This is a genomic window from Micromonospora lupini (assembly GCF_026342015.1).
Taxonomy (GTDB): Bacteria; Actinomycetota; Actinomycetes; order Mycobacteriales; family Micromonosporaceae; genus Micromonospora; species Micromonospora lupini_B.
This window is the reverse complement of the sequence record NZ_JAPENL010000002.1, coordinates 482091-504682: the sequence shown is the minus strand read 5'-3', so window position 1 is coordinate 504682 and position 22592 is coordinate 482091. Positions and strand designations below refer to the sequence as shown.

The 22592-nt window shown below is 71.5% G+C and carries 17 protein-coding genes and 1 pseudogene; 12 read left to right on the top strand and 6 right to left on the bottom strand.

The window, feature by feature from the left end; all coding sequences use genetic code 11:
- Positions 1 to 77: 77 nt before the first annotated feature.
- Positions 78 to 1538: a M1 family metallopeptidase gene (locus OOJ91_RS17135; RefSeq protein WP_266249743.1), complete on the top strand. Its 1461-nt coding sequence runs from the start codon at positions 78 to 80 to the stop codon at positions 1536 to 1538.
- Between the two features lie 50 nt (positions 1539 to 1588).
- Here the strand turns inward: OOJ91_RS17135 and OOJ91_RS17130 are convergent, their stop codons facing one another.
- A complete protein-coding gene (locus OOJ91_RS17130; protein ID WP_266246138.1) occupies positions 1589 to 2707 on the bottom strand; it encodes an LCP family protein in 1119 nt (372 codons plus the stop codon).
- A 145-nt stretch (positions 2708 to 2852) separates the two neighbouring features.
- Between OOJ91_RS17130 and OOJ91_RS17125 the strand changes: the two genes are divergently transcribed.
- On the top strand, positions 2853 to 4550 hold the full coding sequence (locus tag OOJ91_RS17125; RefSeq protein ID WP_266246137.1) for an FAD-dependent oxidoreductase: 1698 nt from the start codon (positions 2853 to 2855) through the stop codon (positions 4548 to 4550).
- Here the strand turns inward: OOJ91_RS17125 and OOJ91_RS17120 are convergent.
- On the bottom strand, positions 4547 to 5002 hold the full coding sequence (locus OOJ91_RS17120) for a GNAT family N-acetyltransferase (RefSeq protein WP_266246136.1): 456 nt from the start codon (positions 5000 to 5002) through the stop codon (positions 4547 to 4549). The two genes, OOJ91_RS17125 and OOJ91_RS17120, sit on opposite strands and share 4 nt — an antisense overlap.
- 145 nt (positions 5003 to 5147) lie before the next feature.
- Between OOJ91_RS17120 and guaA the strand changes: the two genes are divergently transcribed.
- Positions 5148 to 6704 carry a glutamine-hydrolyzing GMP synthase gene (gene guaA, locus OOJ91_RS17115; RefSeq protein ID WP_266246134.1) on the top strand — a complete coding sequence of 519 codons (1557 nt, stop codon included), beginning with the start codon at positions 5148 to 5150 and terminating at the stop codon, positions 6702 to 6704.
- Positions 6705 to 6711: 7 nt separating this feature from the next.
- Here guaA and OOJ91_RS17110 read toward each other — a convergent pair whose 3' ends face one another.
- Positions 6712 to 7068, bottom strand: coding sequence for a PspC domain-containing protein (locus OOJ91_RS17110; protein ID WP_266246132.1), 357 nt, complete (start codon positions 7066 to 7068; stop codon positions 6712 to 6714).
- Positions 7069 to 7212: 144 nt separating this feature from the next.
- Here OOJ91_RS17110 and OOJ91_RS17105 point away from each other — a divergent pair, with 144 nt between their 5' ends.
- The 3 genes from OOJ91_RS17105 to OOJ91_RS17095 all read left to right on the top strand — a co-directional run bounded on the left by OOJ91_RS17105 (position 7213) and on the right by OOJ91_RS17095 (position 10586).
- On the top strand, positions 7213 to 8163 hold the full coding sequence (locus OOJ91_RS17105; protein ID WP_266246130.1) for an NUDIX hydrolase: 951 nt from the start codon (positions 7213 to 7215) through the stop codon (positions 8161 to 8163).
- 239 nt (positions 8164 to 8402) lie between these two features.
- Complete coding sequence (locus OOJ91_RS17100) at positions 8403 to 9299, top strand: NUDIX hydrolase (RefSeq protein ID WP_266246128.1); 897 nt, start codon at positions 8403 to 8405, stop codon at positions 9297 to 9299.
- Positions 9300 to 9647: 348 nt separating this feature from the next.
- Positions 9648 to 10586, top strand: a complete 939-nt coding sequence (locus tag OOJ91_RS17095) for a CDP-alcohol phosphatidyltransferase family protein (protein ID WP_266249742.1) — start codon at positions 9648 to 9650, stop codon at positions 10584 to 10586.
- A gap of 57 nt (positions 10587 to 10643) precedes the next feature.
- On the opposite strand, the gene OOJ91_RS17090 is transcribed toward OOJ91_RS17095, so the two are convergent.
- From OOJ91_RS17090 to OOJ91_RS17080, 3 genes and pseudogenes are all read right to left on the bottom strand, one after another.
- Positions 10644 to 11897: a phosphatidylserine decarboxylase gene (locus tag OOJ91_RS17090; RefSeq protein WP_266246127.1), complete on the bottom strand. Its 1254-nt coding sequence runs from the start codon at positions 11895 to 11897 to the stop codon at positions 10644 to 10646.
- A 565-nt stretch (positions 11898 to 12462) separates the two neighbouring features.
- A pseudogene (locus OOJ91_RS17085) lies at positions 12463 to 12732 on the bottom strand (hypothetical protein); the annotation flags it as partial.
- Entirely contained in the window at positions 12729 to 14762 is a 2034-nt protein-coding gene (locus OOJ91_RS17080; protein ID WP_266246126.1) for a PspC domain-containing protein, read from the bottom strand. The gene OOJ91_RS17080 and the pseudogene OOJ91_RS17085, both read right to left, overlap by 4 nt.
- Positions 14763 to 14921: 159 nt before the next feature.
- On the opposite strand from OOJ91_RS17080, the gene OOJ91_RS17075 reads away from it, so the two are divergent.
- The 6 genes from OOJ91_RS17075 to OOJ91_RS17050 all read left to right on the top strand — a co-directional run bounded on the left by OOJ91_RS17075 (position 14922) and on the right by OOJ91_RS17050 (position 22569).
- Complete coding sequence (locus OOJ91_RS17075; RefSeq protein ID WP_266246124.1) at positions 14922 to 16187, top strand: ATP-binding protein; 1266 nt, start codon at positions 14922 to 14924, stop codon at positions 16185 to 16187.
- Between the two features lie 2 nt (positions 16188 to 16189).
- Positions 16190 to 16876 carry a response regulator gene (locus tag OOJ91_RS17070; protein ID WP_039906898.1) on the top strand — a complete coding sequence of 229 codons (687 nt, stop codon included), beginning with the start codon at positions 16190 to 16192 and terminating at the stop codon, positions 16874 to 16876.
- A gap of 190 nt (positions 16877 to 17066) precedes the next feature.
- Positions 17067 to 18236 carry a thioester domain-containing protein gene (locus OOJ91_RS17065; RefSeq protein ID WP_266246120.1) on the top strand — a complete coding sequence of 390 codons (1170 nt, stop codon included), beginning with the start codon at positions 17067 to 17069 and terminating at the stop codon, positions 18234 to 18236.
- A 664-nt stretch (positions 18237 to 18900) separates the two neighbouring features.
- A complete protein-coding gene (locus tag OOJ91_RS17060) occupies positions 18901 to 20541 on the top strand; it encodes a peptide ABC transporter substrate-binding protein (protein ID WP_266246117.1) in 1641 nt (546 codons plus the stop codon).
- 149 nt (positions 20542 to 20690) lie between these two features.
- On the top strand, positions 20691 to 21617 hold the full coding sequence (locus tag OOJ91_RS17055) for an ABC transporter permease (RefSeq protein ID WP_007465043.1): 927 nt from the start codon (positions 20691 to 20693) through the stop codon (positions 21615 to 21617).
- Positions 21610 to 22569 carry an ABC transporter permease gene (locus OOJ91_RS17050; RefSeq protein WP_266246112.1) on the top strand — a complete coding sequence of 320 codons (960 nt, stop codon included), beginning with the start codon at positions 21610 to 21612 and terminating at the stop codon, positions 22567 to 22569. Before OOJ91_RS17055 ends, OOJ91_RS17050 begins: the two co-directional genes overlap by 8 nt.
- The last annotated feature ends 23 nt before the right edge of the window (positions 22570 to 22592 follow it).

The following is a 22592-nucleotide window of genomic DNA, read 5'->3' as shown; positions in this document are numbered from 1 at the left end:
CGCCTGCGATCGGGCAGGAGCGCCTGTCGCGCGGGGCGGCGAGGCCACCCGCACCGGGCGTACGGGGAGGGTTCGTGATGCGGGAAACGCGGCACAGGCTGCGGATGGCTGCCGGTCTGCTGGTGACCGGGGCGCTCGTGCTGTCCGGATGCGACTCGTCCACACCGGAGGCTGCGGCGCCGTCGCCGAGCGCGTCCCCGACGCCGTCGCGGACCTTCACCGCCGGGGCCGCCGGGGTAGGCGACGCGTACTTCCCGACGTACGGCAACGGCGGGTACGACGTCGGCAAGTACACAGTCAAGGTGCGCTACGACCCGGCGAACGACACCCTCACCGGTACGGCCACCGTGCAGGCCACGGCGACGGCGGACCTGTCGACGTTCAACCTCGACCTGGCCGGTCTCACAGTCAAGACGGTCACCGTGGACGGCACGCCGGCCACCCACAGCCGGGACAAGAACGAGCTGGTGATCAAGCCGGCGGCCGGTCTGATCACGGGCAACGGGTTCGTCGCGGAGATCGTGTACGAGGGGGTGCCGAAGCCGCTGAAGAACGAGGTGCTCGGCGAGGGCGGGTTCCTGCACACCGCCGACGGCGCGATCGCGCTCGGCCAGCCGGAGTCGGCGAGCACCTGGTTCCCGGTCAACGACCACCCGTCCGACAAGGCCGCGTACGACTTCGAGATCACCGTCCCGCAGGGCCTGACCGCCGTCAGCAACGGCGTGCCGGGCGGCAACACCACCACTGACGGCTGGACCACCTGGAAGTGGTCGGAGAAGTCGCCCATGGCCAGCTACCTGAGCACCGTGGTGATCGGCAAGTTCCGGATCACCACAGGCCAGCACAAGGGGAAGCCGGTCTACAGCGCGGTCACCACAAAGGTGGCCAAGGGCGCCTCCGACGCGTCGATCGCGCAGACCGTCAAGGTGACCGACTACCTGGAGAGCGTCTTCGGGCCCTACCCGTTCGACGCGTACGGCGGTGTGGTCGTCTCGGACAGCCGGATCGCGTACGCGCTGGAGACGCAGAGCCGCCCGGTCTACTCCGCAGGCTTCTTCCGTCGTGGTGAGAACACCGAGGTGGTCGCCCACGAGCTGGCCCACCAGTGGTTCGGCGACAGCGTGGCGCTGGCCAAGTGGGAGGACATCTGGCTCAACGAGGGCTTCGCGACGTACGCGGAGTGGCTGTGGGCCGAGCACACCAAGAAGTACACCGCCAAGCAGGCGTTCGACATCCGCTACCAGCGGGTGCCGGCCTCGGTGTGGAAGACCCCGCCGGGCAAGCCTGGGGTGAAGGACCTGTTCAGCGAGTCGGTCTACCAGCGCGGCGGGATGACCCTGCACGCGCTGCGGGTGGCCGTGGGCGACAAGCCGTTCTTCCAGATCGTCAAGACCTGGGCGGCGGAGAAGCGCAACGGGACCGCCACCACCGCCGAGTTCGTGGCCCTCGCCGAGCGGATCTCCGGTAAGCAGCTCGACGCTCTCTTCGACGCGTGGCTCAACGGCACCAAGAAGCCCGCCCAGCCCAAGAAGCTCTAGGAATCCGGGCCAGGGTCCTCGGTCGCGCCGAGGACCCTGGCGCGCGGGGGTCAGGTCTTGACGACCAGCTTGGGGTGGGCCGCGAGGTACGCGTCGGCGCGGCCGGCCCGCAGTTCGGTGATGAACCTCCGGCCCTCGCTGGTGAGTTGTTCGCCCTGGTAGGCGCTGCCCTTGCCGACACCCGAGCCGGGCAGGCCGACAAGCACGAACTTGTCCTCAGGCACCCCGCTGAGCGCGTACGCCAGGTCGACGATCCGGTTGCCGCCCACGTAGATCAGGGTGTCGCCAAGCGCCGCGACGACCTGGTCGACGCGCTCCGGCTGCCGGGCCAGGCCCTCATCGAGGATCTTGCGGGTCAGGGCTCGGACGAGTTGCTGCTGGTGGCGTTGCCGGGCGTAGTCGCCGCCGGTGATGTAGCGCTGCCGCGCGTAGTCGAGCGCCTGCCACCCGTTGAGGTGCCGGTTGCCCTTCTCGTAGACCTGCTGCGGCCCGGTGTACCCGCCGGGGGCGCTGTCCCGGTACTTGCCGTCCGGCTTGCGGTGCAGGGAAGCGACCCGCTGGTCGACGTAGATGTCCACGCCGCCGAGGGCGTTCACCAGCCGGTCGAACCCGTTGAAGGTGAGCACCGCCCCGGCGTCGATCCGCAGTCCGGTGTAACCGCTCACCGTGCTGCGCAGCAGCTCGTACCCCTGGGCGGTGCTCGGCTGCTTGGGTTTGCCGGGCACCCGGCTGCCGAAGCTCATCGAGTGGGTGAGCTTGGTCCGGCCGCCCTTGTAGCCGGACTTCGGAAACGCCGGAATGTCCACCAGCAGGTCGCGGGGGAGCGAGAAGAGGTACGCCCGGCCCAGTCCCTTCGGGACGTGGAGCACCAGCACGGCGTCGGAGTGCGGCTCCCAGCCGGGCACGCTGACCCGGGTGTCCACACCGACAAGCAGCAGGGTCAGCGGGCCGGTGATGTTCGCGCCCGGCGGCGGGCCGCTCGGGCTGGGAGTGGGCGTGTCGACAGGCGACGGGCTCGGCGAGCCGGCCACCGGAGTGCCGGCGGGCGAGTCGCTCCCGGTCAGCCGGGTGATCACCACCGCGCCGCCCGCGATCAGCGCGACGACGGCGAGGGCGGCCAGCCCGAGCACCAGCCACCGCCGACGCGGCTCCATCGACCCCAGGATCATCGTGGTTTCCTTCCACCCGTATTCGGCACAACGCTCCGACGGGTGCCCCAGGTTGCGGCCGGGAGGCGCCGGGTCGGACGGCCGGTGCATGATCGCGCGAAAACTGCCGCTGGCGCGAGCGCTACTCACGAGTAATGATGCGTCCATGCGGTACGACGTGGTCGTCATCGGGTCCGGCTTCGGCGGCAGCGTCACCGCGCTGCGCCTGGCCGAGAAGGGATACTCGGTAGGCGTCCTGGAGGCCGGCCGCCGTTTCGCCGACGACGAGTTCCCGCAGACGTCCTGGCGGGCCCGCCGGTTCCTGTGGGCGCCGAAACTGGGCTGCTACGGCATCCAGCGGCTCACAGTGCTCCGCCCCGCCGACAGGCGATCCGGCGGCGGCGTGCTCGTCCTCTCCGGAGCCGGGGTGGGCGGTGGCTCGCTCGTCTACGCGAACACCCTCTACGAGCCGCTGCCGGCGTTCTACACCGACCCGCAGTGGCGCGACATCACCGACTGGCACGACGAGTTGGCCCGCCACTTCGACCAGGCGAAGCGGATGCTCGGCGTCACCACGTACCCGATGGACACCGGCGCGGACCGCGCCATGCGGGCGGTGGCCGACCGGATGGGGGTCGGCCACACCTTCCACGCCACCCCCGTCGGCGTGCACATCGGCCGCCCCGGCCAGCGCGTCGCCGACCCGTACTTCGGTGGCGTGGGCCCGGAACGCACCGGCTGCCTGCACTGCGGCTCGTGCATGACCGGCTGCCGGCACGGGGCCAAGAACACGCTTGTCAAGAACTACCTGTGGCTCGCCGAGCGGCTGGGCGTCACAGTGCACCCGCTGACCACTGTGACGGCCGTCCGCCCAGCCGCCGACGGCGGGTACGAGGTGCACACCGAGCGCACCGGCGCCTGGCTGCGCAGGCGACGGCAGGTGATCCGCGCCGACCAGGTGGTCTTCGCCGCCGGCGCGCTCGGCACCCAACGGCTGCTGCACGGCATGAAGACCGACGGCACCCTGCCGCGGCTCTCACCCCGCCTCGGCGAGCTGACCCGGACCAACTCGGAGGCGATCCTGGGCGCGTCGGTGGACCGCCGGCGGGCACGGTCCGAGCGGCTGGACTTCACCGAGGGGGTGGCGATCACCAGCTCGTTCCACCCCGACCCGCAGACCCACATCGAACCGGTCCGCTACGGGCGCGGCTCCAACGCCATGGGGCTGCTCCAGTCGTTGCTCGTCGACGGCGGTCCGCACCGCGTCCGGCGCTGGCTGGGCAGCATCGTGCGACAGCCGGGGCTGGCCGCCCGGATGCTGTCCGTGCGCGGCTGGTCGGAGCGGACCGTCATCGCCCTGGTGATGCAGTCGGTGGACAACTCGCTGACCACCCGCTGGCGACGTGGCGCGTTCGGCCGTCGGCTGGTCACCGGGCCGGGCCACGGCACGCCGAGCCCGACCTGGATTCCGGCCGGCAACACCGCCACGCGGCTGCTCGCCGAGGAGATCGGCGGTACGCCTGGCGGCTCGCTCACCGAACCGTTCGACATCCCGATCACCGCGCACATCCTGGGCGGGGCGGTGATCGGCGCCACCGACGCCGACGGGGTCATCGACCCCTGGCACCGGGTGTACGGCCACCCGGGGCTGCACGTGGTCGACGGCGCGGCGGTGTCGGCGAACCTGGGCGTGAACCCGTCGTTGACGATCACCGCACAGGCGGAACGGGCGATGTCCCTCTGGCCCAACCGGGGTGAGGCCGACCCCCGCCCGCCGCTCGGTTCCCCGTACCGTCGCCTGGCACCCGTACCCCCGAGGCACCCGGCGGTGCCGGCGGACGCCCCGGGCGCGCTGCGGCCCTAGCTCAGCGGCTTGCGGAGGATGTGGTTGATCCCGAAGTCGGTCTCACTGATCCGGACGTCGTGGTAGCCCAACCGGTGGTAGAAGCCGTGCCCCGTGATGCTGGCGCCGGTCTCCATGTGGTCGTGGCCGTCGGCGGTGGCCAACCCCTCGATGTGGCGCATGAGCAGGCGGCCGACACCCCGGCCGGCGCAGTCCGGGTCGACGAACATCGTGTAGACCTTGTTGCCGTCCCGGGAGACGGTGCCGACCACCCGCCCTTCCTGCTCCGCGACGTACACCTCCCGGACGGTGGCGAGTTCGCGGAAGCGGGCGGCGTCGAAGTGCGCGCACATCCGCTCGATCAGGTCGGCCGGGTAGTCGCGGCTGTTGACCTCCCGCAGGCACCTGGTGACGAGCACCGCCAGCGGCTCGGCGTCGGTGTCTCGGAAGGGTCGTACGGTCACCTCGGTCACACCCGTCCTCCGCCCGGTCGTCATCGCCCCGCGTCGATGCTAGGGCCCCTCCCGGCCGGCCGTCGCGCCCGGAGGCGCCGCCGCGGCACGCCGGAGGGCCGGCCCGCGCCCGGCGCGGCCGTGACTGTCGGTAGGCTTTGCGCACATGAGCCTGCCTCGCCCCGTCCTCGTGGTGGACTTCGGAGCCCAGTACGCCCAGCTCATCGCGCGCCGGGTCCGCGAGGCGAAGGTCTACTCCGAGATCGTGCCGCACTCGATGCCGGTCGCCGAGATGCTGGCGAAGAACCCGGCCGCGATCATCCTCTCCGGCGGTCCCGCAAGCGTGTACGCGCCGGACGCCCCGCAGATCGACGCCGGCGTCTTCACCGCCGACGTGCCGGTCTTCGGCATCTGCTACGGCTTCCAGGCGATGGCCCAGGCGCTCGGCGGCACCGTCGCGCACACGGGCAGCCGCGAGTACGGCGGCACGCCGCTGCGTCCCCGCCTCCTCGACCCGGGTGTGCTGCTGCGCGACCTGCCGGCGGACCTGCCGGTCTGGATGAGCCACGGCGACTGCGTCACCGAGGCTCCCGAGGGCTTCACGGTGACCGCCGAGTCGGCGGGCGCACCGGTGGCGGCCTTCGAGGACGTGGCCGGACGGCGGGCCGGCGTGCAGTTCCACCCGGAGGTCGGGCACACCGCGCACGGCCAGGAGATGCTCACCCGCTTCCTGTACGGCATCGCAGGCATCGAGCCGACCTGGACGCCCGAGAACATCATCGACGAGCAGGTCGCCCGGATCCGCGCCCAGGTCGGCGACAAGGAGGTCATCTGCGGCCTCTCCGGCGGGGTGGACTCGGCGGTTGCCGCCGCGCTCGTGCACCGGGCGGTAGGTGACCAGCTCACCTGCGTGTTCGTCGACCACGGCCTGCTGCGCGCGGGCGAGGCCGAGCAGGTCGAGAAGGACTACGTGGCGGCCACCGGCATCAAGCTGAAGGTGGTCGACGCCGCTGACCGGTTCCTCGGCGCGCTGGCCGGGGTGACCGACCCGGAGCAGAAGCGCAAGATCATCGGCCGGGAGTTCATCCGGGTCTTCGAGGCCGCCGCCCGCGAGATCGCCTCGCGCGGCGACGTGGAGTTCCTCGTCCAGGGCACCCTCTACCCGGATGTCGTCGAGTCCGGCGGCGGCACCGGCACCGCCAACATCAAGAGCCACCACAACGTCGGCGGCCTGCCGGAGGACCTGAAGTTCGCCCTGGTCGAGCCGCTGCGCACCCTCTTCAAGGACGAGGTCCGGGCGCTCGGCCTCCAGCTGGGCCTGCCCGAGGCGATGGTCTGGCGGCACCCGTTCCCCGGCCCCGGCCTGGCCATCCGGATCATCGGCGCGGTCGACCGTGAGCGGCTCGACCTGCTGCGCCAGGCCGACCTGATCGCCCGGGAGGAGCTGACCGCCGCCGGGCTCGATCGGGGTGTCTGGCAGTTCCCCGTGGTGCTGCTCGCCGACGTGCGCAGCGTCGGCGTGCAGGGTGACGGGCGCAGCTACGGGCATCCCGTGGTGCTGCGCCCGGTCTCCAGCGAGGACGCGATGACCGCCGACTGGTCACGGCTGCCCTACGACGTGGTGGCCCGGATCTCCACCCGGATCACCAACGAGGTCGCCGAGGTCAACCGGGTGGTGCTTGACGTGACCAGCAAGCCGCCGGGCACCATCGAGTGGGAGTGACAGCGGCTCACGCGGCCGGCGGCGTGTGCGGCGGGGTCGTCGGCGGATAGGGCGGCGTCGGCGCGTACCCCGGCTGTGGCCCGCCGGGCGCGGGCCCGGCGGTGGTCTGCGGCGCGACGCCCGCCGCGTGCGGCCAGGCGGGCGCGCCGGTGGGCTCCTCCGGCATCAGGAACCACATGATGGGGTACGCGAACAGCGCGAGCCCGCCGGTGAGCAGGCCGGTGACCGCGAAGGCCACGCGGACCAGTGTGGGGTCGACGTTGAAGTAGCGGCCGAGGCCGCTGGCGACCCCCGCCACCATGCGGTCGGTGGTGGGTCGCCGGAGCTGCTTGTACGGGGCGTGGGGAGCGGCGGTGGATGTCATGTCTCCACGGTCCGCGCCGGTGCCCGGCCCGCCCTCGGTGACCGCCCGGATCCTTACCCTGACCGATCCCTGAGCGGGTAGCAAAGAGTCAGGAATCCGACTCTTTTCCGTTCCGGTAACCAGGCCCGGGGAGAATTTGGTCCCGTGACCACCTTGCTGGAGCCGCTTCGCAGGATCGCGGCATACGCAGTTTGTGCTGATTCAGACGGCCGAGTGTTGCTGGTCCGCGCATCGGAGCGCTCCGGCACCCCCGGCACCTGGTCGCTGCCCGGCGGGGCGGTCGACCACGGCGAGGACCCGAACCACACGGTCGTCCGCGAGACCGCCGCCGAGACCGGCCTCTCGGTCGCCGTCTCCGGCCTGGCCGACGTGCTCGCCGACATGCGGGCGCTGCCCGAGCGCGGCATCACCATCCACACCGACCGGCTGATCTACCGGGTGGCGGTGCGTGGCGGCACCCTCGCCGACCGGGTCGGCGAACGCCCCACCGACCTCGCCCGGTGGTACACGCTCGACGAGGCCCGCGAGTTGCCGCTGCGCTCGTTCACGGCCCGCGCCCTCGGCCTGCCCGCCTCCTCGGCCGACGTGGTGCCCGACGAGGTGCCCGAGTTCCCCTCCTTCTACGCGGTGCCCGGCCCCGACGGGCTGCACCGGGCGCAGCGCTTCGCCGCGTACGCCGTGTGCACCGACCCGGCCGGTCGGGTCCTGCTCACCCGCATCTCCGACGGCTACCCGGGGGCCGGCTGCTGGCACCTGCCCGGCGGCGGCACCGACTACGGCGAGCAGCCCGGCGCGGCACTCATCCGGGAACTGGTCGAGGAGACCGGCCAGTCCGGCCGCCTCGTCGAGCTGCTGGGCGTGGCGAGCCACCGCGACGCCGCCTCGCTCGGCCCGGAGGGCTACCCGATCGACTGGCACGGCGTACGCGCCTTCTACCGGGTCGTGGTCGACGAGCCGAACGCGCCCACGATCACCGACGTCGGCGGCTCCACCTGCGAGGCCCGCTGGTTCGCCCGCGAGGAACTGGGCGCCCTCGGCACGGACCGCCTGACCGAGGTAACCGCAGAAGCAGTCCAAGCAGCCCAACTAACCTAACCCCACCCCCCCGGGCCCTCCGGGCCCCGCCCCCCGCCCCCACTCGGGTGATCAAGAGGTTTGGGTCACCGGAAGCCGTGATCCTGACGCAAACCTCTTGATCACCTCGCCGGCGCCGGGCCGGTCCTCGCCCGCCCCGCTGGGCTTGAGCATGACGTTATTGTCGGGACGCGCCAGCATGGGCGGCGATAGCTTCGTGATCACTGGCTTGGGTGGGTGCGCGGGGGAGCGGGGCGGGGATGGTGCTGGTGCGGCGGGTTGCGGCTTACGGTGCTCTGTGGGCCACCGGGCTGGTGTTTGTCGTTCGCGATCGGGGTTCTGAGGTCTGGTCTCTGCCCGGGGGCGTGGTCGCGCACGCCGAGCATCCGGAGCACGCCGTCGTCCGCGTGGTCGCCGGGCTGACCGGACTGACCGTGGCGGTGGGCCGCCTGCGGGCCGTCGTCGCCGACGTGTCCACCCTCGCGGACGACGTGTCGTTGCACACCGACCGGTTGCTGTTCGAGCTGGCCGTCCACGACGGTGCGGTCGGTGCTCTGCGCGGAGCTGCGGGCGGCGCGGTCGAGACGCGCTGGGTCAGCCCCGAGGAGGCGGCCGGGCTGCCGCTGACGCCGTTCAGCGCCGAGCTGCTCGGACTGCCTGTCACCCCGCTGCCGACCGGCGCACAGTCGTCCGCCGAGCCACTTCCGCCGTCGCATCCGGATCGCCGGTTGCGCTTCGGGGCGTACGGGTTGGTCACCGACCCGGCCGGGCGGATCCTGCTCACCCAGATCGCGGACGGCTACCCCGGGGCCGGCACGTGGCACCTGCCCGGCGGTGGCACCGATCACGGCGAGCAGCCGACCACCGGGCTGCTTCGCGAGCTGGTCGAGGAGGGTGGTCAGGTGGGCCGGGTCGTGGAACTGCTCGGCGTGGACAACCTGCACAACCCGGCCGCGCTCGGCCCGGAGGGCCGTCCGTTGGACTGGCACGGTGTACGGGTGATCTATCGGGTGCTTGTGGACGTACCCACTGACGCGGTGGTGACCGAGGTCGCCGGTGGCTCGACCGCACGGGCGGGCTGGTTCACCATCGCCGAGACCGCTGACCTGCCGCTGACCGGCATCGCTGCCTCGGCAATCGGACAGCTGGGTCGATAGCACCCGGCTCGACGAGCCGAGATGGTGACCCTCCGGTACAGTCAGAGACGGGAATGGTGGAGGAAACGGGCGATCAAGCCCGGGATGGGAATAACAAGGCGGTTCGCGCGGTTTGCACCAGATATAAGTACCGCCGGCAGCTATCGCCAAGCCACGTTCCCCTATGCGATGGTGTACTCCGCAAAACGGCTGCCGGGCCACGCAAGGTCCGGCACGAGACAGCCGGACACCCGCCCCCAAACGGCGGCAAGCCGATCCGGTGATGGAGGAAACGTGCCGAGAGCCCCATGGCGCCGGCGTCGTACGACTGACAGTCCGCGCCCCGCAGGGCGTCGCTGGGCGGGCCCGTTGCGCCGCAGCAGCACGTTCGCCCGCCAGGTGCTACTGGTCCGGGTGGGTCGCCGTGACGGCGACCTGCGGACCACCGACGTGACACTTCCCGAGCACCGGTACGCCGACCGCCAGCGCCGCCGTTACGGCCTGGACCGGCTCGGCCGTCCGTCGCTCGGCGTCAGCCGGGCCGAGATCGAGGCGGTCATGCCGGTCAGCCCGGCACTGCCGCCGATGGCGTACGCCGACGAAGCCACCGCCGGGTCGATCCCCCTGCTCCCCGGTGAGCGCACGATGGCCCGCCGGATGAAGTTCGGCGTGGTCAACGCCTGCACCCTGGCCAGCCTCATGCTCGGCATGCTGGCCATCTTCCTCGCCATGCAGGGCGAGGTGCGCATCGCCGCTCTCTGCCTGATCGCCTGCGTCGCCTTCGACGGCCTCGACGGCGCGTTGGCTCGCCGGCTCGGCGTGGCCAGCCCGTTCGGCGCTCAGATGGACTCGTTGGCCGACATGTGCTCGTTCGGCCTCGCCGCGCCCGTCGTGGTCTACGCCTCGCTCGCCGGCTCGGTGTCGACGGCTGCGGCCGCGGTGGCCTGCTTCCTGGTCGCGGCGTGTGCGGCGATCCGGCTGGCCCGCTTCAACGTCTCGCCGAAGGACGGCCGCTTCTTCTGCGGCGTCCCCACCACCATGGCCGCGGCCGTGCTCGCCGTGACAGTGGCGATCGGCCTGCCGGTGCCCGGCCTGGTGCTTGTCGCCGGGGTGGCGCTGCTCGCCTTCGCGATGGTGTCCAGCTTCCCGTACGCCAAGCTCGCCCGCCTGGTGAAGCTGCCGCCGTGGCTCTGGCTGGCCCCGGTGATCGGCGCGCTCGTCGACATCCGGCTCACGTTCGCGCTGATCGTGGTGGGCTACCTGGTCAGCGGGCCGGTGCTCTGGCTGCGCCAGCGTCGTACCGCCTGATCCGACACACGAAACGGGGCGCCGCGGACAGCGGCGCCCCGTTTTCGCGTCTGGATGTCAGCGCCAGCGGGCGATGACCGTGGAGCCGCCGATCACCTTGTCGCCCGGTCCCACCAGCGGGTCCGCCGCCTCGGCCGGCAGGTAGACGTCGGTCCGCGAGCCGAATCGGATGAGCCCGAAGCGCTCCCCCTTGGCCAGCAGCGCGCCGATCGGCGCGCGCTGCACGATGCGGCGGGCGATCAGGCCGGTCCGCTGTGCGACCACCACCGTGCCACGGCTGGTGTCCAGGACTGTGTACGCGGCGACGTTGTGCTCGGCGTCCGGCTTCATCGCGTTGACGAAGCCGCCGTCGGCGACGAAGTAGTCCACCACCTTGCCGGCGACCGGAGACCGGTTGACGTGCACGTCCAGCACGGAGAGGAAGACCGCGACGCGCAGCCACTCGCCGTCGCCGAAACGCTCGTCGTGCAGGCGCTGCACCGACAGGACCTTCCCGTCCGCGCTGGCCACCACGGCGTTCGGGTCCTCCGGCACGTCCCGCTGGGGGTCCCGGAAGAACGCGGCGACCGGCGCGGCGGCCAACGCCGGCAGCAGCCAAAGCTTGGACGACGGACGCGCCACCCGGGCCAGCGCCGCCAGACCCAGCGTGATGCCCGCCGCGGCCACCCCGTTGGAGTCGATGTGCATTCCCCTGGTCAGCGGCACGCTCGACGGCCGGTACGCCGGAGCCAGCCGGTCGGCCGAGGCCGGGCTGGCCGGAGTGAACCGCAGCCGGTAGACCCGCACCGGCGGCGTGTTGCGCAGCACCAGGTCCCCGCCGACGCCGTAGAGGGCGTCCTGCCGGGCCAGCTCCGTGGCCGCGCCTGTCGTCCGGCCGGGCGTGGCGGTGGTCGCCACGCTCAGCACCCCGCCGTCGGTCAGGTACTTGGACAATCCGTCGACGCCGCTCCGGGTCTCCTCGGCGGTGCCGGTGAACGCCTCGCCGGCGATGACCACGGCGGCGGCCTCGGCGTCAGCGAGCGAGTCGACCACGCGTACCCGGTCGGAGACCCACCGGCCCTGGGCGGTGACGTGCTCGCGGAGCACGGCGGCGCCGGACGAGTCGCCAGGCACCACGGTGAGCTGGTCACCGGGGAGCAACGCCTCGATCGCCGCGGCCAGGACCGCGGACTCCGGGCTCGCGCCGACCAGCAGGGCGGTCTTCGGGTCGTTCATCCGGGCCAGCTCGGTGACGAGGGTACGGGCGGCTCGCTCGCCGATGCGGACCGGACCGGACCGGCCGGTGGTACGCACGGCGGGGGACTGCGTCATGTCGGGCGGGCTCCTGACGGGGTAGAGACGGGAATCGCGGCGGGGCCGCCACGGCGGGACGGGCCGGCCGGCGGAGGCGAGATCTCCACCGGTCAGCATATGCGCCTGCCCGCGCCGGCCGCACCGCCGTGGCGGTGGTGCGGGCCGTCACGGGCAGGCAGGCGGGTCAGGATTCCCGCCGTCGGCCCTCCTGCTCGTCGGCCGGATCGTCGCCGATCGCCGTGCTCGGGTGGCCGGGCCGGGTCGGCTCGTCCGCGTCGTCGTCGGTCGGGCCGGAGACCGGCGACGTCTCCGGCTCCGACGCGGCGTGGGCCAGCCAGGCCGGGTGGATGGCCTCGGTCGGGGCCTCCGGTGCCCGCAGTTCGGCTGTCGCCGCCTCCGGCACACGCAGCTCGGCGGTCGGCGTCTCCGGTGCTCGCATGGCCACGGTCGGCGCCGCTGGCATCGGTCCCGGGAGGGGAGCGTCCCAGGTGGAGTGTTCGGCGGTCCACGTCGGAAGGCCCGCGCCGGAGGTCGGGGTGGGTGCCCCGGAGGTCGGCACGCCGTACTCCGCGGTGGCCGTGACCGGCCCGGACGCCGAGGTCGGCATGCCGGGCTGTTGGGCCACTGTGGCGGCCGGGTCGGCGACGTCCTTCGGCTCCGGGCGGCCGGATCGGCCGGAGCGCAACGCGCCGACCAGACCGAAGACCCCGATCAGGATCAGCGCGCCGGCCAGGAACCAGCCGACCGGAGGCAGCGCGAGCCCGAGAATCTGGGCGAGCAGCCACCAGGCCGACAGCGCCAGGAACACCAGCCCGAAGGCGAACGAGAGCAGGTCCGTGCGGTGAGCCTTCACCGGGTCACCTCCAGGTTGCCGGCATTGACGTGGATGTACAGGCGCAGCTTCCCGCCGCCGGGACCGTCCGCGCCCAGGTCGGTGGACTCCCGCGGGCTGCCGTCGAACCCGCCGGAACGGTTGCCGAAGACTGTGGCGTCGCCGGCGTTGACGTCGGCCACTGTGGTGACGTCCACGTTGGGCGGTACGACAACTGTCGCCTGACCGAAGTTGATCGCGACGGTCACCTGGCTGTCCTTCTTCGTGAAGTCGATGCCCCGCAGGTCGAGCACTGCGTCGCCGAAGCTGTTCTCGTACCTGTCGGCGAGGTCGCGATAGTCGGTGGGCGCCCAGGTGACCGCCCCGTCCACGCCGCGGATGCGGTCGTAGGACTCGGCTACCGTCGCGGTTCCCAGAGCCGCGCCGGTCACCAGGCCGAGTGCGATCAGCCAGCGGGCCCGACCGAACCAGGTGCCGACCAGTAGCCCCAGCCCGATCGTGGCCAGCGCGGCGGCGAAGTACGCCGAGGCGCTGACGGCGAAGACGTCCAGCAGGTCGAGCAGGGCGACCACGCCGAGGGCCAGGAAGATCAGCGAGAAGGTCACCGCGCCGAGCGGCGAACGCTCCCGGGGCCGCTTCGGCGGCTTCGGTGGTTTGGGTGGCGGCAACGCGGCCGGGGCCGGCGCGGCGTACGGGCCGTGTGGCGCGAACGGCTGGCGGTACCCGCCAGGCGTCGCCGCGACCGGGTAACCGGACGAAGCTGCGGGCACCGCGGTCACCGGCGCCGACGGCCAGCCGGCGGTGGACATGCCCTCGGTGGCCGTGCCGCTGCCCGTCCAGCCCTGCTCGGGCTGCGGCCAGGTGGCCTCCTGCGGCCCCGTCGTGGCGCCGGCCGGCTGCCCCGACACCGGCGCCGCCCCGGACACCGGCTGCACGCTGACGAACGGCTGCGTGGCGGTGGCCGGCTGCGTGCCGTGCACGAGCGTGGGTGCGCTCGGCGGCTCGGCCGGCGCCGCGGCGTACACCGGAGCGCCACCCGCCAACGGCGCGGTCGCCAGCGGACCGCCGGGCGGCACCGCGCCCTGCGTCGGAGCGGGCCAGGCGACCGGCGGGACGGGCCCGGGCGGCGTACCCGCCGGGGTGGGCGGGACCGGTCCACCCGGGGCGCCGGGCTGCGGCCCCCGGCTGTCCCGGTTGAGCAGCAACGCGCCGCCGATCAGGATGGCCGCGCCGAGCAGCACCGCGCGGAAGGCGTCGGTGACGATGTAGCCGAAGCTGGCCGCCACCAGGATGCCCAGCACGATCACGGTCACCGGGGACATGCTGGAACGGCCGCGCCCCAGCATCGACTCCACCGGGGATGCCGTGTCGCCCTCGTTCGGGATGATCAGCCAGGCGGCGACGTACACCAGGATGCCGATGCCACCGAAGAACCCGAGCACCGCGAGCAGCACCCGCCAGAGCACCGGGTCGGTGTTGGTGGCTCGTCCGATCGCCGCGCAGACCCCGGCCAGGTAACGGCCGTCGCGCGGTCGGACCAGCCCGTACCGCGAGGTGAAGCCGGTGCCGCCCAGCGGCCCCACGGACGGCCCCGGCCCACCCCCGCCGGGCCCCGGAGGCGTACCCGCGCCCCCGCCGGGCCCGTAGCCCCCGCCGGGCGTACCCCCGCCGGGTCCGAAGCCCCCGCCGGGCCCGTAGCCCGCACCGGCCGTACCCCCGCCGGGCCCGTAGCCCTCGCCGGGCCCGTAGCCCTCGCCGGGCCCGTAGCCCCCGCCGGGCGTGCCCCCGCCGGGTCCGAAGCCCGCACCGGCCGTACCCGCGCCGGGCCCGTAGCCCGTGCCGGCCGCGAAGCCGGCGCCGGGCGCGTAGCTCGCGCTCGGCGGCTCGTGGGCGGCGCCCGGTGTCGGTCCGGCGGTCGGGCCGGCGCCGACGGTCGGGCCGAACGTGGTGGGCTCGGTCCAGCCGGCAGGTGTCTGGGCAGGTGCGGGCGGTGCTGAACCGCCCGGCTGTGCCGACCCGGGACGGGGCGGCGGGGCAGCTTCCTCGGTCATGCCTCGATCCTGCTGCCCGCCTCGCCCGAACGGCCTCAGGATCCGACCCTGACCCCACCCTGAGATCCGGGCGGCCGGAATGTCGGGGGCGTCCCCGTGGTCGGCGGACGCCGCAGCGTGTGACGATCGGACTCACCGACTTCCGCCCAGCCCACCACCGTGACCAGGGAGCCTCCGATCAGCACCGTGATTCCGCCCCCGCGCCTCTACCGCGCTCCCGAGCACCGGATGGCCGCCGGCGTCGCCGCCGGTATCGCCGACCATCTCGGCATCTCGGTGCTGCGGGTGCGCGTCGCGTTCATGGTGCTGCTCGGGCTGAGCGGGCTCGGCCTCCTGCTCTACGCGGCCTTCTGGGCGGTGGTGCCGCTGCGACCCGGTGACACCGCCGTGCCACCCCGGCGCGACGTGGCCCAGCTCCTGCCGTTCGTCGGGATCGGGCTCGGTGTCCTGCTGATCCAGGTGATGGTCTTCGACTCGGTCGGTGCCGCGGGCACCGCCGGCTGGCTGGTGGCCATCATCGCGGTCGGCGCCGGGGTCATCTGGCACCAGTCGGCACCCGAGCGGCGACGGCGCTGGGGCGACACGATGCCGGTCCCGTGGCTCGGTGCGGTCGTCGAGGAGAGCGACAGGCGGGCCTTCGTGCTCCGGTTCATCGGCGGCGGGGTGCTGGTCGCGGTCGGCATCATCGGTGTCGCGGCGGTCTACTCGCCGGCACAGAACTTCGACGCGGTGATCAACGGGGTGATCTTCGCGCTGGTCGGGTTGGCCGGGGTCGGCGTGGTCGCCGCGCCGGTGCTGTGGCGGACGTACAGCCAGCTCCGCTCGGAGCGCGAGGGACGCATCCGCGAGCAGGAGCGGGCCGAGCTGGCCGCGATGGTGCACGACCAGGTCCTGCACACGCTCGCTCTGATCCAGCGCAACGCCGCCGACGTCAAGACTGTGCAACGGTTGGCCCGCGGGCAGGAGCGTTCGCTGCGCAACTGGCTCTACAAGCCCACGGCGTCACCGAGCGAGCGCTTCGCCGCCGCCCTGGAGCAGGCCGCCGCCGAGGTCGAGGACACCTTCGCGATCACGGTGGAGACCGTGGTGGTGGGCGACCGGGAGACCGACGAGAAGGTCGGGGCGCTTGTCGCCGCCGCGCGGGAGGCGCTGGTGAACGCGGCCCGGCACGCAGGCGTGCAGACCGTGTCGCTCTACGCCGAGGTGGAGCCCGATCAGGTAAGCGTCTTCGTCCGGGATCGGGGGAAAGGCTTCGATCCGGATACGGTGGAGGACCACCGGCACGGCGTACGCGGTTCGATCATCGGACGGATGAAGCGGCACGGCGGACGGGCCGAGATCCGGTCCGGCCCGGGGGAGGGGACCGAGGTCCGGTTGATCCTGCCGATCTCCCGGGACTCGTCCGCAGCAGAGAGGAACAAGTGACAATGGCGGAGCAGCCGATGGAGCATCTCGACCCGGCGACCAGCCGCCCCGAGCGCCTGCGGGTGTTCCTGGTGGACGACCACGCGATGTTCCGCGCCGGGGTGCGTGCCGAGCTGGGCGCCCACGTCGAGGTGGTGGGTGAGGCGAGCACGGTGGCCGAGGCGGTCACGCGGATCGCCGCCACCGGGCCGGACGTGGTGCTGCTCGACGTGCACATGCCCGACGGCGGTGGCCGCGCCGTGCTGGAGGCGATGCGGCGCAGCCATCCGCAGGTCAAGTTCCTGGCGCTGAGCGTCTCCGACGCGGCGGAGGACGTGATCGGGTTGATCCGGGCCGGCGCGCGGGGGTACGTCACGAAGACCATCTCCCCGGACGAGCTGGCCGCGGCGATCCGTCGGGTCGCCGACGGTGATGCCGTTTTCAGCCCCCGGCTCGCCGGGTTCGTGCTGGACGCCTTCGCGGCCCGCCCGGACGCCCCGGTGGCCGACCCGGAGCTGGACCAGCTCACCAACCGGGAGCGGGAGGTGCTGCGCCTGCTCGCCCGGGGGTACGCGTACAAGGAGATCGCCAAGGAGCTGTTCATCTCCATCAAGACGGTGGAGACGCACGTGTCGAACGTGCTGCGCAAGCTCCAGATGTCCAACCGCTACGAGTTGTCCCGCTGGGCGGCGGACCGCCGGCTCGTGTGATCTATTCCTCCGCCAGGGCATTTCGGGCAGATGCCACGGATGCCGCTGGGCGGGGCTGACAAACGATCAAGCGTCGTCCCATACTGCCCCGGTCCCGTTTCCGCGCGTGGGTGTTGGCATCCCGCGGAGGCGGTGGCTCACACGTGCCCGCGGTCGCGGGTCACCCCTGGGGGAGAGGTACACACTCTTGATGTTCGGACAACGAGGACGACACTGGGCGCGGGTCGCGCTGGCGGCCGTCGCCGGCGGCGCGCTGGCGCTCGGCGTGGCGGGTGCCGCAGCCGCTGCTCCGGCCACCGGCGTGGCCAAGGCGGTCGAGGGCAGCCAGGTCACCCTGAAGCTCGACGGCAAGACGCGCACCACGTCTGCGCTCGCCCTGAAGGTCGACGGCAAGCTGGTGCCGGCGTTCTGCATCGACTACCACACGAACGTGAAGCTCGACGGCACGTACGAGGAGGGCACCTGGGACAAGTCCGAGGTGCAGAACCTCGGCAAGGTCCAGTGGGTGCTCACCCACGGCTACCCGAACGCCGACGCCACAGCGCTTCTCGCCGCCGCTGGTGTCACGCCGCCGGCGAAGATCGGGCAGAAGCGGCTGGACACGCTGCTCTACTTCGGCACCCAGACCGCCGTCTGGCACTTCAGCGACAAGATCGAGCTGGGTGACTGGGAGAAGGGTCTGCTCGCCCGCGATCAGTACGCCGTGATCCAGGGTGTTCGTAACTACCTGGTCAACAACGCCACCGACCAGCCGGAGCCGCGTGCCGAGCTGTCCGTCGACCCGGCCAGCGCCACCGCTACCGTCGGCGGCAAGGCCGGTCCGTTCACCGTGAAGGGTCCGGCGGGTGCCATCACCGTCGCGGCCACCGGCGGCACCGCCGTCGACGCCGAGGGCAAGCCGGTCACCACGACCACAAACGGCGGGCAGTTCTGGCTGTCCGCCGAGGCCGCCGGCACGGTCAACGTGACCCTCACCGCGCAGGACTCGGTCTCCTTCGGCCGGGTGTTCCTGTTCACCGGCGCCAAGAAGGCGCAGAAGCTGATCCTCGGCGGCAGCACCGGCGCCACCGTCACCGCCCGGGCGGCGGCCACCTTCACGGCCACCCCCGCGACCCCGCCGGCCACCGCGTCGCCGACCCCCAGCGCGTCGCCGTCGCCGACCACCCCGTCGGCCACGCCGTCGGAGTCGGCGCAGCCGGCCAGCCCGGCCCCGTCCACCTCGCCGGCCAGCAACGGCGGCGCCCTGCCGCTGACCGGTTCGCCGATCGCGATGGCGGCGACCGCCGGTCTGCTGCTGCTCGCCGCGGGTGCGGTTGCCGTGCTTCTGGTGCGTCGTCGCAAGGTCCGCTTCACCGCCTGATCCATCCCCACCACACCACCGGCCCCGGCCCCGCCTCGTGCGGCGCCGGGGCCGGTGTCGTCGTACCGGCCGCGGTCGCCAGTTGATGATCAGAGAAGCGCCCGCGGCGCCCTCGTCCACCCAGCCGGCCATGGTGCCCGTGCAGCCGACGGTGACCTCGTCCGGACGGGCAAAGAAAATCGAGCCCGCGACGGGCGGTGGACCGCGCGTTCGTCATGCGGAAAAGCTCACAGAAGCCGAGCCTGAGCGCGGCGCGAGCGCTCTAGCAGGTCATGTGCTTCCAGGTCAGAGACACCTGCCCCGACCGTTTTGTGATCATTTTTCAAGTATCGGCAACGTGGCGGGCAACTAACGGCTTGATAACGGCACCTTCACGGAAGAGGCCAGTGGGTGTCACAGTGGCAGCACCTCACCCTTGGTGTGTGGCACTCCGTACGGCCCACGACCACGACCTCCGCTGTTTCCCGGCGGGTTCGTGGCTGTGTCGCCTGCGTAGGGTCGTGCCTCGTCGGGTGAGGGAGCCCGGCGGATCGGAACATCAGGGGTGTCCCCAAACTTCCCTGTGGTCCCGGCGACCCCCGCCCCGGGGTGGTCGGGCGGTGTCACCCCCAAACGTGCGTGAAACCCACGACGGAACCAGGTTAGAAAGAGGAGGCCCCTCGGAATGAGAGTCTCGAAGCGGGCGACGAGCGCGATCGCGCTCAGCGCGGCTGCCGCGCTTGTCGCGAGCGGTTGCTCGAGCGGTGACGGCGACGGCGACGCCGCCGCCAGCAAGGATGGCGCGATCGTCATCCACGGCGTCCAGCCGGAGAACCCGCTGGTTCCGTCGAACACCACGGAGACCGGCGGTGGCAAGGTCATCGACTGGCTGTTCACCGGCCTGGTCGAGTACCCCAACGACGGTGGGGCCCCGCGTAACGCGCTGGCCGAGTCCATCGACACCAAGGACTCGAAGGTCTTCACGATCAAGATCAAGAAGGGTACCAAGTTCCACGACGGTACCGAGGTGAAGGCGAAGAACTTCGTCGACGCCTGGAACTGGGCCGCGTACTCGCCGAACGGCGCGCAGAACGGCTCCTTCTTCGCGGACATCGCGGGCTTCGACAAGACCTACACCGAGGACCCGGACGGCGCGGACGGCCCGCAGAAGGCCCCGACGCCGACGGCCAAGGAGCTGTCCGGCCTGAAGGTCATCGACGAGCAGACCTTCGAGGTCACCCTCGCCGCCCCGACCGCGGTCTTCCCGACCAAGCTCGGCTACAGCGCGTTCATGCCGCTGCCGGACGCGTTCTTCACCATGAAGCCCGAGGAGTTCGGCAAGAAGCCGATCGGTAACGGCCCGGTGAAGTTCGTCTCGTGGCAGGACAACGTCCTCATCAAGCTGACTCGTTTCGACGACTACAGCCTGCGCGACAAGATGAAGATCAAGGACGTCGACGTCAAGCTGTACCAGGACGAGACGGCGGCCTACGCCGACCTGCTCGCCAACAACCTGGACTTCATGGAGGTCGTCCCCACCTCGGCGCTCGCCGGCGACAAGTGGAAGACCGACCTCGGTGACCGTGGCCTGAACACCGTCACGCCGTCGACCGCGCTGATCGCGTTCCCGATCTACGACAAGCGCTTCCAGAACCCGAAGCTGCGTCGTGCGGTCTCGCTGTCGATCAACCGGCAGGAGATCTCGGACAAGATCTTCTTCGGCACCCGCAAGCCGGCCGACAGCTGGGCGAACCCGCTGACCCCGGGCGCCAAGCCGGGTAACTGCACCGCCTGCAAGTTCGACCCGACCACGGCCAAGCAGCTGCTGACCGAGGCCGGCGGCTTCACCGGCGAGATGGTCTTCTACTACAACTCGGACTCCAGCCACAAGGACTGGATGGACGCGGTTGCGCAGCAGGTCAAGACCAACCTCGGCATCGACGCTCGCGCCGAGGGCATCCCGACCTTCGCGGTGTTCCGTCAGAACATCAACGCCCACAAGATGACCGGCCCGTACCGTGCCGCCTGGCAGCAGGACTACCCGGACGTGGAGAACTGGGTCAACCCGCTCTACGTCAAGGGTGGCTCGTCCAACGACGGCCTGTACAGCAACCCCGAGGTCGACACCCTGGCCAAGCAGGCCAGCTCCGCGCCGAGCCTCGAGGCTTCGCACGAGGCCTTCGCCAAGGCCATCGAGAAGGTCGACCAGGACGTCCCGAGCATCCCGATCTACTTCTACGGCCAGCAGTCCGGCCACTCGGAGAAGATCAAGAAGCTCGAGCTGAACAACGTCGGCGAACTCGACATCACCTCGGTCGAGCTCTGATCCGAACGGTCTGACCCCGGGTCGGGCTCGCCACATCCGGTGAGCCCGACCCGGGGCCGTTCCGCGAGTGGGTGCCACAGCACGCCACTCGCCACGTTGTCACCACCGTGTCGGCCGTCCGACGCGCCCCCTGTCTGGAGGACCACCCCATGGGCCGTTATCTGTTGAGACGGCTGCTCCAACTCGTGCCGGTCTTCATCGGCTCGACCTTCCTGATCTACTGGCTCGTCTGGTCCGTCCCCGGCGATCCGTTCGCCGGCAAGTGCGGCGAGCGCCGCTGCCCCGACCAGTACGTCGCGTACATGACCGAGAAGTACCACCTGGACCAGAACGTCTTCGTGCAGTACGGCAACTACATGAAGAACCTGCTCCAGGGCGACTTCGGCCAGACGTTCTCGCAGCGCGACATCGGCGACATCATCGCCACGGCGTACCCGAACACCCTGAAGCTGGCCCTGGTCGCGCTCGCCATCGAGGCCGTGATCGGCCTCGGCGCCGGCATCCTGACCGGTCTGCGCCGCAACGGCTTCCTGGACAATCTCGTCCTCGTCTCGACCCTCTTCCTGCTCGCGCTGCCGGTGTTCGTCGTCGGCTTCGTGCTGCAGTGGCTGCTGGGTGTGCAGTGGGGCATCGTCAAGCCGACCGTCTCGTCCGAGATGCGGTTCTCCGAGCTGATCGTGCCGGGCTTCGTGCTCGGTAGCGCGTCGGTGGCGTACATAGCCCGGGTGGCCCGAACGAGCATCGCGGAGAACCGTCGCGCCGACTACGTGCGCACCGCCATCGCCAAGGGCCTGCCGATGCGCCGGGTCGTGGGTGTGCACCTGCTGCGCAACTCGCTCATTCCGGTCGTCACCCTGCTCGGCACCGACCTCGGCGCCCTGATGGGCGGCGCGATCGTCACGGAGGGCATCTTCGGCATCAACGGGATCGGCCGCGAGGTCTACCGCGCGATCGTCACCAAGGAGAGCGCTACCGTGGTTGGCATCGTGGTGGTGTTGGTGGTCGTCTATCTGTTGATGAACCTGCTGGTCGACCTGCTCTACGCCGCCCTGGACCCGAGGATCCGTTATGAGTGACCCGAGTACCGCATCGATCGTCAGCACCCCTGCCGCGCAGCCGACCGACACCCCCGCCACCCCCGGGCCGCAGGGCAACGAGAAGCCTCGTGGTCTGCTCGGTGACGCCTGGCGGGACCTGCGCCGCAAGCCGCTGTTCTGGATCTCGGCGACGATCATCGTCATCTTCCTGTTGATGGCCGCCTTCCCGTCGCTGTTCGCCCCGGGCGACCCGGTCAACGGAGCGCTCTCGCGCAGCCTCAACAAGGCGTCCGGCGACGCGTGGTTCGGGTACGACCTGCAGGGCCGGGACGTCTACGCCCGGGTCATCTACGGCGCCCGTGCCTCCATCGTGGTCGCCGTGCTCTCCGTGGTCGGCACCCTGCTGGTCGGCGGCTTCATGGGCATCATCTCCGGATACATGGGTGGCTGGGTCGACACGATTCTCAGCCGGGTCGCGGACGTGTTCTTCGGAGTGCCGTTCGTGCTCGGCGCGATCGTCATCCTGACCACGTTCAACGGTTCGGGCAGCAGCAACAGCAAGGCCGAGATCATGGGCCTGGTGATCATCTCGCTGATCGTGCTGAGCTGGCCGGTCGTGATGCGGTTGATGCGCTCCTCGGTGCTCTCCACCAAGGAGGCCGACTACATCGTGGCGGCGCGTGCGCTGGGTGCCGGCAGCGGCCGGATCATCCTCAAGCACCTGCTGCCGAACTGCCTGGCCCCACTGCTGGTCTACGGCACGATCATGGTCGGCTCGTTCATCGGCGCCGAGGCAACCCTGTCGTTCCTGGGTGTCGGCCTGAAGTCGCCGGTGGTGTCCTGGGGCATCATGATCAGCGAGGGCAAGGATTTCATCCGGGTCGCGCCGGGGCTCGTGTTCTTCCCTGCCGCATTCCTCGTCGCCGCGGTGCTGAGCTTCGTGATGCTCGGTGAAGCGGTCCGCGAGGCCCTCGATCCGAAACTCCGCTAGGGGAAATCCAGTGTCCGACATTC